General features: G+C 40.8%; 12 protein-coding genes. 9 read left to right on the top strand and 3 right to left on the bottom strand.

What is annotated here, in order from left to right:
• Positions 1-156: 156 nt before the first annotated feature.
• The gene (locus tag EHR06_RS14620) at positions 157-624 is read right to left on the bottom strand and encodes a YiiD C-terminal domain-containing protein (protein ID WP_135758066.1); all 468 of its coding nucleotides are present in this window, start codon (positions 622-624) and stop codon (positions 157-159) included.
• Between the two features lie 194 nt (positions 625-818).
• On the opposite strand from EHR06_RS14620, the gene EHR06_RS14615 reads away from it, so the two are divergent.
• From EHR06_RS14615 to EHR06_RS14590, 6 genes are all read left to right on the top strand, one after another.
• Positions 819-2,843, top strand: coding sequence for a neutral/alkaline non-lysosomal ceramidase N-terminal domain-containing protein (locus EHR06_RS14615; protein ID WP_135757677.1), 2,025 nt, complete (start codon positions 819-821; stop codon positions 2,841-2,843).
• Between the two features lie 100 nt (positions 2,844-2,943).
• The gene (locus EHR06_RS14610; protein WP_135757676.1) at positions 2,944-4,167 is read left to right on the top strand and encodes a hypothetical protein; all 1,224 of its coding nucleotides are present in this window, start codon (positions 2,944-2,946) and stop codon (positions 4,165-4,167) included.
• Positions 4,168-4,251: 84 nt separating this feature from the next.
• A complete protein-coding gene (locus EHR06_RS14605) occupies positions 4,252-5,037 on the top strand; it encodes a dienelactone hydrolase family protein (RefSeq protein WP_135757675.1) in 786 nt (261 codons plus the stop codon).
• Positions 5,038-5,123: 86 nt separating this feature from the next.
• Positions 5,124-6,152 (top strand): zinc-binding dehydrogenase, encoded by a 1,029-nt coding sequence (locus tag EHR06_RS14600; RefSeq protein WP_135757674.1) that lies wholly within the window; start codon positions 5,124-5,126, stop codon positions 6,150-6,152.
• Positions 6,149-7,090, top strand: a complete 942-nt coding sequence (locus tag EHR06_RS14595) for a polyprenyl synthetase family protein (RefSeq protein WP_135757673.1) — start codon at positions 6,149-6,151, stop codon at positions 7,088-7,090. The genes EHR06_RS14600 and EHR06_RS14595 overlap by 4 nt, the downstream gene beginning before the upstream one ends.
• The gene (locus EHR06_RS14590; protein ID WP_135757672.1) at positions 7,071-7,853 is read left to right on the top strand and encodes a TlyA family RNA methyltransferase; all 783 of its coding nucleotides are present in this window, start codon (positions 7,071-7,073) and stop codon (positions 7,851-7,853) included. Before EHR06_RS14595 ends, EHR06_RS14590 begins: the two co-directional genes overlap by 20 nt.
• A gap of 14 nt (positions 7,854-7,867) precedes the next feature.
• Here EHR06_RS14590 and EHR06_RS14585 read toward each other — a convergent pair whose 3' ends face one another.
• A complete protein-coding gene (locus tag EHR06_RS14585) occupies positions 7,868-9,445 on the bottom strand; it encodes a flavin-containing monooxygenase (protein WP_135757671.1) in 1,578 nt (525 codons plus the stop codon).
• Positions 9,446-9,741: 296 nt separating this feature from the next.
• On the opposite strand from EHR06_RS14585, the gene EHR06_RS14580 reads away from it, so the two are divergent.
• A complete protein-coding gene (locus EHR06_RS14580) occupies positions 9,742-10,245 on the top strand; it encodes an LA_3696 family protein (RefSeq protein ID WP_244288613.1) in 504 nt (167 codons plus the stop codon).
• Between the two features lie 10 nt (positions 10,246-10,255).
• Here the strand turns inward: EHR06_RS14580 and fcpA are convergent, their stop codons facing one another.
• Positions 10,256-11,167: a flagellar coiling protein FcpA gene (gene fcpA, locus EHR06_RS14575; protein WP_008589523.1), complete on the bottom strand. Its 912-nt coding sequence runs from the start codon at positions 11,165-11,167 to the stop codon at positions 10,256-10,258.
• Positions 11,168-11,518: 351 nt separating this feature from the next.
• On the opposite strand from fcpA, the gene EHR06_RS14570 reads away from it, so the two are divergent.
• Positions 11,519-12,364 (top strand): ATP-binding protein, encoded by an 846-nt coding sequence (locus EHR06_RS14570; protein WP_135757670.1) that lies wholly within the window; start codon positions 11,519-11,521, stop codon positions 12,362-12,364.
• Positions 12,364-12,816, top strand: a complete 453-nt coding sequence (gene folK / locus EHR06_RS14565) for a 2-amino-4-hydroxy-6-hydroxymethyldihydropteridine diphosphokinase (RefSeq protein WP_135757669.1) — start codon at positions 12,364-12,366, stop codon at positions 12,814-12,816. The genes EHR06_RS14570 and folK overlap by 1 nt, the downstream gene beginning before the upstream one ends.
• The last annotated feature ends 1 nt before the right edge of the window (position 12,817 follow it).

Raw genomic sequence — 12,817 nt, 5'->3', positions numbered from 1 at the left:
TCATTTCATCGTAGTTCCTAGGGAAAAACAATTTTAGGCCCCCTTTAAAAAGATTTGAAGGGTCTTCTTTAGAATGATTCGAGAAGAAGGTCCCGGGATCATGTGCTAACTCGAACATAATCTCACTGACGAAATTTGGGCGGCAGACTTTATATCTTATTCTTTCAATTTTTTTCTGACATAGATGACTTTGTCTACTTCTGCCACGAGCTTACCGGTTTTTACATCTACGATCCGAGCAGTGAAGGTAACGTCCATTTTTCTTTTAAGATCCGTTTCTTCTTTGATCTCTTGGATTTTTTCCTTGGGAATATGGAACTCTGCTCTTACGGTACCTTCTCCAGGTTTTAAAAATCGTATAGTTGCTGCCTTGTCCCAGACCAAATATCCGGGTCCTAAATGTTCCATTAGGATCAACATATAGAAAGGATCGCACATAGAATAGAGTGATCCTCCGAATTGTGTTCCCACATAATTCTTATTAAAAGCTGTGAGTTTCATCGTGGTGGAGAATAAGGTCCTCTCTTCGTTTAGCGCCTTCACCTTGATCCCTGCACCGAAGTAAGGAGGATAGAAATTGAAAAAATGAAATTTAAGTCTTTGTAAAAAGCCCGGTTGGGACATAGAAGATTCCTGATCCGTATTTCTTATTTTGTCCCAAATTAATAAGAGGCTCAAAAATCCGAGCTATTTTTGGGGAATATAATTGGTTTGTAAGACGGATCGATAACATACTCTTATCCGAAAATTCTTGCTAAGAACTTACTGTTCTGATAGCAAGTAGAGGCTAAAAAAACCACAGAATTCCCGGAGGGGGAATGAACCCGAATCAAATTGTGAAGAAAATACAACCGTACCTAGTTTCGATCCTTCTGATCTTTTCCGCATCCGCTTGCGGAACCGTTGCCGAATATAAGATCGCGTATAAAAAACCGGAAGTCGCTTCCAAAACCAAAGGACTGGTTGCTGGAATTTCCAAGGTGGATTTAACTCCTCCTCCCGGTTTACCTTTGGCAGGTTATTCCAAAATGGCCGAGACCGAAAAAGGTTTCCGCACTCGTCTTTATGCTAGGATTTTCTATATTAAAAAAGACGCAAATGAACCCGTAGTTCTGATCCAAAGTGACCTTTTATCCGGATCTCTTTTGATCCATCACTTGCTTGCGGAACGTTTGGCTTCTAAGACTGATATTTCTTTTGGTGGGATCGTATTCGCCGGAACTCATACTCACTCTGCTCCTGCGAACTTCTACGATAATAATTTTTACAACGAGTTTGCTTCTAACAAACCCGGATTCGATAAGGGTTGGACCGATTTCGTATTGGATCGTTTGACTAATGGAGTAGAAGAAGCATACAAGTCCGCGAAACCTGCTAAGATCGCTTCCGGAAAAACCGCTATTTGGGGACTGACCAGAAACAGATCTTTGGATGCATACCGTGCTAATAAAAACTCCGGATTCGAAGAATTAAAACCTGAGATCCAATACCAAGCGATCAATCCTGATCTAGTGATGATCCGGATCGATGCACAGGACAAAGACGGAAGATACAAACCTCTTGGTGCGTTCTCCACATTCTCAGTTCACGGAACCACAGTGCCTGATTCAAATGATGTTGCGAATGCGGATGTGTTTGCTTATCCGACTCGAATTTTAGAGAAGAAGATCCGTAAAGATTTTAAACCAAGCTGGGATCCGATCCATGCTCTGAACAATTCTACTCACGGAGATAATTCTCCCGATTATCGTGAAGACATGCAAGGTTTCATAGAATCCAGAAGGATTGGAGAAGCAATCGGGGCAGAAGCAGCCAAACTTTTTGACTCTTTGCAAAACTCCTTAAGCACTGATGCAAATCTTTCTTTTAATACAAGAGAAGTAGATTTGTATGAAAACCAAAAGATAGGTGATGCAGAAGTTTGTGATCGTCCTTATGTTGGAACTGCATTAACTGGTGGAGCGGAAGATGGGCTCACTCCGGTTCTAAACTGGCTTCCATTCTTTGCAGAAGGTTGGCCTCGTTGGTTTTTGACAGGCGGTTGCCAAGGTCATAAAAGAATTGTAGGTTTCAAATATCTGCAGCCTATCGTTCTTCCTAAATCAAAATTCCCTCATAAACTTCTTTTGCAATCCGTGAAAATTGCGGATACTCTTCTTCTTCCGGTTCCTTTCGAAGTTACTAAAGAGTCCGGAAAAAGATTCGTGGATGAGGCATTAAAATCCAGTTCTCAACCGATCAAAAATGCATCGGTGATCAGTTGTGCAAACGGATACTTCGGTTATGTAACTACTCCAGAGGAATATACTCGCCAACATTATGAAGGTGGTCATACTCTTTATGGACCTGGCACCCAACCGTTCTTACAGGCTCATCTTGCAGACCTGACCAAAAATCTTCCTGCTGCAGGAGGAAAAGAATCCTTCCCTGCGTCTTGGAACTACGAATTGGATCGTTCGGATCGTTTTCCTGAAACCGAGAAATCGGAAGGTGTAAGAGAATTGGTGGATTCTCCCGAGCTGATCTTAGCGGAAGAAAACCTGGAAAAACATTGGGTATTCCGTTATAAGGATGTGGGTCGTTCTGAGATTTCCTTACATGAATCTTTGGTTTCCATCGAATACAAAGAAGGAACTTCCGATTGGAAAGAGTTAACCCATGATGGAGAGCCTGTAGACGATAAGGGAGTCGATATAGAAGTGAGAAAAACTTCTAACTCCGGAAAAGGAATGGCAGTTTATCAAGTTCGTTGGTATAACCCGGAACAAATCGCGAAACGCAAATATAGATTTGTGATCCGCCCTCGTGCAGGCCAAGCCAAATTCGTTTCCCCAGAGTTCTAATCGAATTTTTGACTTTGCGTGAGGTTATAGATCTCACGCAAAGTTTTGTTCCTTCTACTTTTTACCTTTCCTGGAGAATCGATTTTAAAAGGATATCTCTATGGATTGGAAAATTCCCAAGTTTAAATCCGGTAAACCTCTTAGATGGGAATTCCTAGTTCCTCCCGGTTCCGCTAAAGAAACGGAAGTTCTACTTTCTCAAATTGTTTCCGATCCATATCTTCCTAGAAATCATACTCCTGAGTTTAAAGTTTTCCCGGAGAAGTTTGTATTAGAAAAAACGAATTTTCGCCAAGCATTAGAAGTGTTAGTGAGAATTCCTTGGATCAGGGATTTTCGTTTGAATTTGGGCAAATTCCCTTTGGATGAGAAGTTTAACTTCTCCGGTTTGATAGAATCCTTAAAAGAAAACGAAATTTTACCGGAAGGCTGGGGGATAAACTTTCACCCGCAAGTTAGAGGAAGAAAAGAAATTTCCAGAGAAGAATTATATTCTTTTTGGGAAGGATCTTATTCCTCATTCGGAGATCCTGATCCTAAAAACACGGAACTGAATGCACTTGCTCTCGGAGAGAATATGATCCTTTCTTTGAGTTTAGCAGGCTCTCCCATTTTCCAAAGGGGAAATTTTAAACCGTTATCCAAATCCGCTCCTGTCAGGGAAGATACAGCCGCTTTTCTTTTACATTTATTAAGGAAAAATATGCCGGAACCGGATGCAGTTTTCATTCCATTTGCCGGTTCAGGAACATTTATATGGGAGTCCGCTTCTTCACTTTTTAAATTGGGATTTCCTCATTTGGATCGGAACTATATGTTCCAGGAAATGAAAGAATTTCCGGCACCGAGTTGGGAATTTTTAAAACGTAAGATCGGACCGGAAGAAGAAAGTAAAAAATTCACATTCTGGTATAACGATTCCGAGCCGGAAGTTTTCTCCTATCTAAACGAAAGAAAAGAAGAATATCAGAAATTTATAAAACAATTCCCATTGAGCCCCGAAAATCGGTTTATTGGTAAAGAAGGGGACTTCTTCTCCTTATCTCCTAAAGAAGTCTGGGAATCCGCAGGCAAACCACGTAAAATCTGGATGCCACTCAATCCACCTTACGGTTTACGGATCCAAAAAGGTTCTGATCTAGGATTGTACAGACGTATCGCAGAAACTTTAAAAGTTTGGTGGGAGCTTCCCGGAGAAGTTTCCGGATTTATTCTTTGTCCCGACGAAGAAACCTGGTCTGCTTTTTTGAAAGGAATCAGCTCTAAATTACAAACAGTACATATCACTCATGGCGGTTTGGATCTGCGGGTAGTTTATTTTTAGTCCTAAGTTTTTCGCTTTAAATTTCGGATCAGTCTAATATCAAATTTATTTTTTTATACGGGAATTCCCGAGGACTATATAAGAATGAAAAAGATCATTTGGTTCAGTATAACGTTTCTTTTAGCGACGAATGTTTTATCTGCAAAAGTTAAATCCGAATTCGTAGAATACAAACAAGGCGACACAGTCTTAGAAGGTTTTGTTGCTTATCCGGAAGGAGCCAAAAAAGCTCCAGGTATAGTGCTTGTCCATGACTGGATGGGCTTAGGAGAAAATACAAAAGCAAGAGCGGAACAACTCGCAGAGTTAGGATATGTAGCTTTTGCCGCGGATATTTACGGAAAAGGTGTACGTCCTAAATCCATGGAAGAAGCTTCCAAATTAGCCGCTTCTTTTAGAGAAGGTGACCGCAAATTATTAAGAGCCAGAGGCCAGGCCGCGTTAGACGCATTAAAATCTCAAACTGGTGTAGACCCCAAAAACCTCGCGATCCTAGGATACTGTTTCGGTGGGACCGCTGCCTTGGAATTAGCCAGAAGTGGAGCTCCTTTAAAAGGAACCATTAGCTTTCATGGAGGATTATCTAGTCCTAAGCCAGACGATGCTAAAAATATTAAAGGTAAAGTATTAGCCCTTCATGGAGCGGACGATCCTTTCGTAAAACCGGATGAGGTGGCGGCTTTCCAAGAAGAAATGAGAAGTGCTGGAGTAGACTGGCAGTTCGTTTCTTACGGTGGAGCGGTTCATTCTTTCACGATCAAAGAAGCAGGGAATGATAACTCTAAAGGAGCGGCTTATAATGAAAAAGCGGATAAACGTTCCTGGTTAGAATTGAAAAACTTTCTGAAAGAAATTTTCCCTTCTAAATAAACCATCCAAGAAACGGAGGAAATTTTTCCTCCGTTTCGATCTGTTTTTTCCTTTTAGGATAGGAATTAAAAGAGCAGAATGCCCTCATGATTCGCTCCGTTTATAGAGTCGATACCAAAGGTTCTTTAGATTCTCTGGAAAGAAGAGAAGAGGAACTTCCCCCTCCGCAAGACAATGAAGTCACAATAGAGATCCGTGCAATCGGTCTGAATTTTGCGGATATTTTCGCAATCCAAGGATTGTATAGCGCGACTCCAAAAGGTTCTTTTATTCCAGGATTAGAATACTCCGGCAAGGTAGTTGCCGTAGGTAAGAAGGTCAAAAACTTCAAAAAGAATGATAAGGTCATGGGAGTGACCCGCTTTGGAGCTTACGCGGATTATATAAACATAGACTCTAGATATATTTTTCCTCTTCCATCAAAATGGAGTTTCGAGCAAGGAGCAGGATTTTTAGTCCAAGGACTTACCGCTTATTATGCTCTTCTTCCTTTAGGAGATCTCAGAAAAGGGCAGAATGTATTAATACATAGTGCTGCTGGCGGAGTAGGGATCTACGCAAATCGTATCGCTAAAAAATTCGGAGCCTGGACTCTAGGCTCCGTAGGGAATCATTCTAAAATTTCTCTTTTGGAAAAAGAAGGTTATGACGCTTGGATCATTCGGTCTTCCCGTTTTCCGGAAGAATTAAAAACCGCACTCGGCGGAAGAGAATTACATTTGGTTTTAGAATGTATCGGCGGTAAAATTTTCAAAGCAAGTTACGATGCTCTTTCACCTATGGGCAGAATGGTTGTTTATGGTTCGGCTTCTTTTATGAGCCAAGGAGATAAGGTCAATTGGCTGACTTTAGCTTGGAGATATTTGACCAGACCTAAAGTGGATACACTAGAGATCGTTTCCGAAAATAAAGCAGTTATGGGATTCAATCTGATCTGGTTATATGAGAAGATCGATGAATTGACTGTTCATCTAAAAGCGTTATTGAAATTAAATTTGGAACCACCTCATATAGGTTCCGTATATCCTTTTGTGGATCTTCCGGAAGCGGTTCGGCATTTCCAAACTGGAAATACTACCGGTAAAGTGGTGATTACTGTCGAATCCGGAAAATGACAAATAGAACGGAAACAAACGAACTTTCTCAATTATTAAAACGTTCCAAGGATCGTTTCGAAGATCATTTAGAAAACGAAGTATATCCATTTTTTAAAAAAGAATCCGCTCCTGAACTTTCTGCAGCTATGGAATACAGTCTGAGAGCCGGTGGAAAAAGATTAAGACCTATTCTTGCTTTCGCTTCTTTTGGAAAGATCAACAAAGATTCACTTTCGATCGGAGCTGCATTAGAATTTGTTCATACATATAGTTTGATCCATGATGATCTTCCTAGTATGGACGATGATGATTTCAGAAGAGGAAAGCCTTCTCTTCATAAACAATTTTCAGAGGCAACCGCAATACTTGCGGGAGATGCCTTGCAGGCTTACGCATTTGATTGGTTGACCCAAATCGATTCTTCCGATAAAAATTTGCATAAGGATCTGGTTAGGACTTTGGCAAAAGGTGCCGGGGCTGCGGGAATGGTCTCCGGACAAATGTATGATCTATTATTAGAGAGAAATCCTTCTTCTTTGATCGGAACAAAAGAAGAGCTACTTTCTAAAACTCATAGATTGAAAACCGGGGCATTGATCCAGGCTTCCTTTCTGATGGGAAATCGTTTGAGAGAAGATTACCAAGAAAGAGAAGAAACTATTTCCGAATATGGCGCCAAGCTTGGTTTATTATTTCAGATTACGGACGATATTTTGGATATCGAAGGAACTAAGGAAGATCTTGGAAAAACTCCGGGCAAAGATGGAAAATCCGGAAAGATCACTTATCCTTCTTTATATGGAATGGAAACCTGCAAACAGATGGTTTCAGACCTAGTTTCCGAGTTGGAAGAATTAGGATCCTATCTGGATACTTCTTCTTCTAAAATAGAAATTTCCGAATTCCCTGAATTCTTTCAATCTCTACCTTCTAACATTGGCAAAAGAAAAAATTAGACTAGATGACTTACTCTTGAAAAAGGGTTTGGCCGAGGACATTTCCAAGGCCAGAAGTCTGATCTTATCCGGTTCCGTTCTCGTGAACGATCGAATGTCCGACAAGGTAGGCACATTATTCGACGAATCCGTAGAGATCCGTATCAGAGAAATTATTCCTAAATATGTAAGCAGGGGAGCTTATAAACTCAAGGCTGCATTCAAAAAATGGAATATTTCCGTTAAAGAAAAACTTTGTATTGATTGGGGAGCTTCTACGGGAGGATTCACTCAAGTACTTTTAGAAGAAGGAGCGGACTTAGTTTTCGCTTTCGATGTTGGTTACGGGCAGATGGCTTCCAAGGTCGCGATGAACCCAAAGGTTACCGTTAGAGACCGGTTTCATATAAGGGATACTAGTTGGAAATTATTGTCTTCTTTATGGTCGGAAAAAACCGATAAAGAATTTCCAGGCGAGATCTTTCTAGTCATGGACTTAAGTTTTATTTCTCTTCGTATTGTTCTCCCTGTTCTCTCCGAACTCAAAAGTAAAAATCCGAATGTTCGATGGAATATTGTCAGCTTATTCAAACCTCAGTTCGAAACCGAATCCAGAAATTTGGATAAAGGGGTTCTGAGGGATCCTTGGATACGTTGGAAGACGATCCGATCTTTTTTGCGGTTTTTGAAAAATGAAATTAAGGGAAAAAGGATCGGTTTGGTAGAATCCCCGATTACCGGGAGAGACGGCAATCGGGAAATTTTGGTGTACTGGACTCTTTAATTTAACTGATCTGTTTAACCAAAGGTTGCATCTAAAACCATAGAGAATCTGGATCCGATCCCTGGTCTTTTTGTTTTTCCATCCACGCGAACAAATTCATAATCCTTAGGGCGAAGGAAGAATGTTCTGGCCTTAAATTCGAAAGTGAATCCCGGCCAAAGAGTGGTGTTTCTACCGGAACTAGTATTGTACCAGCTTACACATCCTCCGGTCAACCAAACGGATTTACCCAAACGTCTTTGGATCTCTTCATTATAATGATCCTGAACATCTTTGCGAACATCCAGGAACTTTATGTTTTTATTAAGTAGATAACGAATTCCCTGAAGAGCATATTGGACTTGGGATTCTATCATCAGGATCATAGAACTATGGCCTAAACCAGTATTCGGACCCACTATCATAAACATATTCGGAAAACCGGAGACTGTGGTACCTAAATACGCTTCTGCACCGTCTTCCCAAACATCCGCTAAAAGTTTTCCGTCTCTTCCTCTGATCTCAAAAGGAGAAACTGCTTCTGCCGCTTGGAAACCCGTAGCAAAAACGATCGCATCTACTTTATGTTCTACTCCGTCCTTTGTTTTAACTCCGGAAGCGGTGATCTCTTCGATACTATCAGTGACCAATTCTACATTCTCTCTATTCAATGCTGGATAATAATCGTTTGAAAGGAGGATACGTTTACATCCGATCGTGTAATTCGGAGTCAGCTTTTGTCTGAGTTCTTCGCTATGGATACTTTTGTTGATAAAACTTTTGGCAAACTTTTCGAAAATTTTCATTAGCTTAGGATTGATCGCGAAAGCTAATACTCCGATCTCGTTCAGCCAATAGATCGCTTTTCTAAACAACCATCTCAATGGGGGAATGAATTTAAAGATCCCTTTTACGGAACCTGAGATATTACTGTCCGGTTTTGGAATGATCCAAGCTGGAGTTCTTTGGAATAGTTTCAATTGACCTACGATAGGAGCGATAGTAGGAACGATTTGGATCGCACTTGCACCTGTTCCGATCACTGCTACCTTCTTCCCTTGGAGATTGTAGTTATGATCCCATTTTGCAGAATGGAATTTTGCTCCTTTAAAAGTATCGATTCCTTTGATATTCGGAAGAACAGGTCTACTTAAACCGCCTGTGCCGCTTACTACGGATTTTGTTTTGTAAGACTTTCCTCCTACAATGCTAATCTCCCATAGACCTGTTTTTTCATCAAAGAAGGCACCGCTCACTTCTGAGTTTGTACGAATATAAGAACGGATCCCGAAACGATCCGTACATTGGTTCATATAATTTAAAATTTCTTCTTGGGGGCCGAATAATCTGGACCAATCCGATTTAGGTGCGAATGAAAAAGAATATAAATGCGACTGAACATCGCAGGCAGCTCCCGGATAAGTATTATCTCTCCAGGTTCCTCCAATTCCATTTCCTTTTTCTAAAATAACAAATGATTCTATTCCGGCTTGTTTTAAGCGGATCCCCATACATAGCCCGGCGAATCCAGTTCCTATGATGACTACATCATACACCTTTTCCGCTTGGGAGTTCTGGTTGAGGCTCGGTCTTTCTAATGTCTGAGCTGTCATTCTTCTTCTCTCCTCTAAACATGATCTCCGGATCTCTATCCGGTGTTCTGTCAGAATATAGAATACAATCTTTTCGGAAATGGATCGTCCGAACTTAGGATTTGCTACTGGGAAATACTAATAAATTCCGGAATCAATAAGGAATTTCATTCTGTTTGAGTTCGTATTTTTCCTTTGGAATCAATATTCCGCCGCAGATCCTTTGAATTTTACAAAAAGTGCGAACCACTTTTCCTCTCCGAGACCCGTTCTTCCAAAGCAAGTCGCTTGAAAATCAAATCCAGGATGAATAGACTATGATAGAACCAATACTATTAGTTCCCAAAGCACTTAGGAACAGTTTAGGCGAAGAAGGTGCAGAGGCTCTCGTTAGTCTTATAAATCAAGCCAATTCAGGAGGGAGAAAATTTATGGAAGAATTCGTTTCAGAAAGATTCGAAAAAAGACTGATGGAAGAGACAGGCAAACTTCGTTTAGAATTTAGAGAAGAAACAAATAAACTCAGAATGGAATTTAAAGAAGAAACCGCTAAGCTTTGGATTGCAATTGCAGAACTAAGAGCGGAGATGCATGCAGGTTTTGCCGGCATCCAGGAACAATTCAAAGAAGTATATAAAGAGATCGCAAATATTCATAGATCGATTGCTTCTCAAACAAGATGGATGGTTGCAGTGATTATCGCTTCGGTTCTTCCTATTTATATTGGTTTAGCAAAACTGATCTTCCAAAAATCTCACAATTCTTTTAGAAATAAAAAAACCCCGGTTTTGAAGCCGGGGTTTTTTCCTACATTGAAATGAAAAAAGAGGATTAAGGGCGAACCGAAATCACTTCGTCTTTGTTAATCAAAGCAACGATGTGTTTATATTCCGGAGAATCCTTTCCATATTTCAGCTCGGTAGCGCGGAGAAGGTGGATGTTTTTCTTGTGACGGAATTTGAACATCTGGTCTTCGCTTGCTCCACCGTATTTCTTGATCATGTTTTCTTCGAAAGCATAGCAGCTTGCAAGATACTTGTGAGCTGGGTATTCTTTCTCGTTTTCATTAACCTCGATGTAGAGTTCCAATATAGGAATACACTGAGGTAAATTTTGTAGATCGTATTCAGTAACAATCCAAGATCTGTATACATCGGAAAGAAGTCTTTTGAACTCGGCACGTTCACGTAGATCCGGGTTCTTGATCTCATCCAAATGGTTGATCGCCTTGGTGAAATAATTCAATGCTTGTTGTTTTGCTTCCAACTTTTGGCGGGAAACGACACGATCCTCGCGAGCTTTACGGTCGACCTTTTGCCAGTACCATTTCTCGTCTAGACGTTTCTTCTCCGCTTCCTCTTTACGGTACTGCTCAACAGCTTCCCTCATCTTGAGGACGGTATTCACTCCGGATTGATAGCTAGTCAGGGCCAGGCGGAACTTGTTGTTCGCGAAAGCCTTAGAAAGCTGATGGAGTTCTTGGAAGTTCTTGTCGTAACCTTTGAAGTCAGGGTTCTTCCAGATCGCTTCCTGCTCCTGGATTTCTTTTTTACGTTTCTTAGCTTCTTCCGTTAGATTCTTGTCGTCGTCTTCCGGAACGAGCTCACCTTTCAGCAGTTCGTCGATCTTATCAGCTGCCGCCTTGGCATCTGTCGTATCCTGCCCCCCTTGGTTCTGTGCGAACAAGGAGAGGTTGAGTCCGACCACGGCCAGAAGAACGAATATAGTCTTCATCACCTTCATAGTGCTCACACCTGTGCCTTCTCTTTCAAAGATAGGATTTAGAAAAAGGACGGCAAAGTCCTTTTCTTCTGTTTATCTATCGGTCAGGGACCTTTAGATATAAACCTGGATTAGAAAAAATTTCCCATTTTTCCTATACAAGGGACATAAACGAGAATCTTTTTACACTATCCATTAGCGAAATTCTATCAATTTTCGCTAATTTTGTTCTCCGAATCCGTTCAGAGACTCCTCCAAGATCTCGCTTAAAGCAGAACTTGTCAGCAGATTTTTAGGAATTCCTAGGAAATGATAGGTTCTTAGATTTCTTTCTTTCTATTACTTTCCTTTTTTCCAGTCTGGATCTAGATCATGAATTTATATAAATTAAGCCCAGTCCGGGAGGGTTCTCCGAATTGCAAATTTTGTGCAGGGGTTGGATTCTTTTTGGAAGAGAACGTAAAGAATTCTAGCTCAGGAATTCTGCTTCTTTGTTCCTGCGTGGGAGAGTCTTGCCCTTGCGGTGGCAAGGCTCCGTACATGGTCTATGACGAAAGCCAAAATAGAATGTTACCTTGCGTCTGTCATAACGCGAGAATTGAGTTAGCCAAGGTGGAATATTTGGTAAAGAAAGCAGGGATCCCTTCTAAGTATAAATATCGTACTTTAAAAAGTATGGATACCACACATCTTTCATTTCTCGCGGCATATGATTGGGCGGAAACATTGGTAGATAAATGGAACAGCTCCGGAACGATTCGACAGGGGTTATATTTATGGGGGGCGACCGGTTCCGGGAAAACTCTTCTTGCATGCGGTATCTTGAACGAATTGATTTTGAGATATGGAACCGAATGCAGATATGCAAAGATCAATCGTGACTTTCTTTCTACCATTCGAGACAGTTATCAAAAAGAAAGTGAACTCCATGGAATGGAGCAGACTATTAAAAAACAATTTACCGATGTAGAAGTTTTGGTTCTGGATGATTTCGGGGCAAACAAAGAATCAGATTGGGCCAACTCTCAGTTGTATGATCTGATCGATGCAAGATATGAAGAAGAGAAAGTTACGATACTTACTTCGAATATTCAAGCTAAGGATTGGAAAGATAAGGCGGAAGGTCGTATTTATTCTAGATTATTGGAAATGGCGGAAATAATTCATCTTGATTGCCCCGATTATAGGGAAAGTCATAATGTTTTCGGAACTCATTGATGGATAAAAATAATCATATCGCATTTCTATGTTTGGGAACCAATTTAGGAGATCGTGAACTGTATCTTGCGGAGGCGATCCAAAAGATAGGTGCTCATCCTGAAATAAAGATCCTAAAAAAAGGAACTGCTTTAAATACGGAAGCTTTAGAAGTTACGGACCAACCCGACTTCTTAAATCAACTTTTACAGATATCCACTCATCTTTCCCCTAGAGAACTTTTGGATTTTTTACTCGGAATTGAAAATGAAATGGGAAGAGTTCGCACAAGAGACAAAGGTCCTCGCGTTATCGATATAGATATTCTTTCTATCGATGATATGAAGATCCATGAGAAGGGTCTGCATCTTCCCCATCATAGCCTGTTCACACGTCCTTTTATATTAGAACTTTTAAATGAACTCGGAGAAGGTTCCCTGATCCAAGCCTTTGGGAATCCTTCGGAGGGATGAC

The organism is Leptospira dzoumogneensis, from assembly GCF_004770895.1.
Taxonomy (GTDB): Bacteria; Spirochaetota; Leptospiria; order Leptospirales; family Leptospiraceae; genus Leptospira_B; species Leptospira_B dzoumogneensis.
This window is presented reverse-complemented; position numbering and strand designations above follow the sequence as displayed.

Excerpts from the sequence above, each read along its gene's own strand:
- fcpA (WP_008589523.1), bottom strand. The coding sequence starts at position 11,167 with ATGAAGGTGATGAAGACTATATTCGTTCTTCTGGCCGTGGTCGGACTC.
- folK (WP_135757669.1), top strand. The coding sequence starts at position 12,364 with ATGGATAAAAATAATCATATCGCATTTCTATGTTTGGGAACCAATTTA.
- EHR06_RS14610 (WP_135757676.1), top strand. The coding sequence starts at position 2,944 with ATGGATTGGAAAATTCCCAAGTTTAAATCCGGTAAACCTCTTAGATGG.
- EHR06_RS14605 (WP_135757675.1), top strand. The coding sequence starts at position 4,252 with ATGAAAAAGATCATTTGGTTCAGTATAACGTTTCTTTTAGCGACGAAT.
- EHR06_RS14615 (WP_135757677.1), top strand. The coding sequence starts at position 819 with ATGAACCCGAATCAAATTGTGAAGAAAATACAACCGTACCTAGTTTCG.
- EHR06_RS14580 (WP_244288613.1), top strand. The coding sequence starts at position 9,742 with ATGATAGAACCAATACTATTAGTTCCCAAAGCACTTAGGAACAGTTTA.
- EHR06_RS14585 (WP_135757671.1), bottom strand. The coding sequence starts at position 9,445 with ATGACAGCTCAGACATTAGAAAGACCGAGCCTCAACCAGAACTCCCAA.
- EHR06_RS14570 (WP_135757670.1), top strand. The coding sequence starts at position 11,519 with ATGAATTTATATAAATTAAGCCCAGTCCGGGAGGGTTCTCCGAATTGC.
- EHR06_RS14620 (WP_135758066.1), bottom strand. The coding sequence starts at position 624 with ATGTCCCAACCGGGCTTTTTACAAAGACTTAAATTTCATTTTTTCAAT.
- EHR06_RS14595 (WP_135757673.1), top strand. The coding sequence starts at position 6,149 with ATGACAAATAGAACGGAAACAAACGAACTTTCTCAATTATTAAAACGT.
- EHR06_RS14600 (WP_135757674.1), top strand. The coding sequence starts at position 5,124 with ATGATTCGCTCCGTTTATAGAGTCGATACCAAAGGTTCTTTAGATTCT.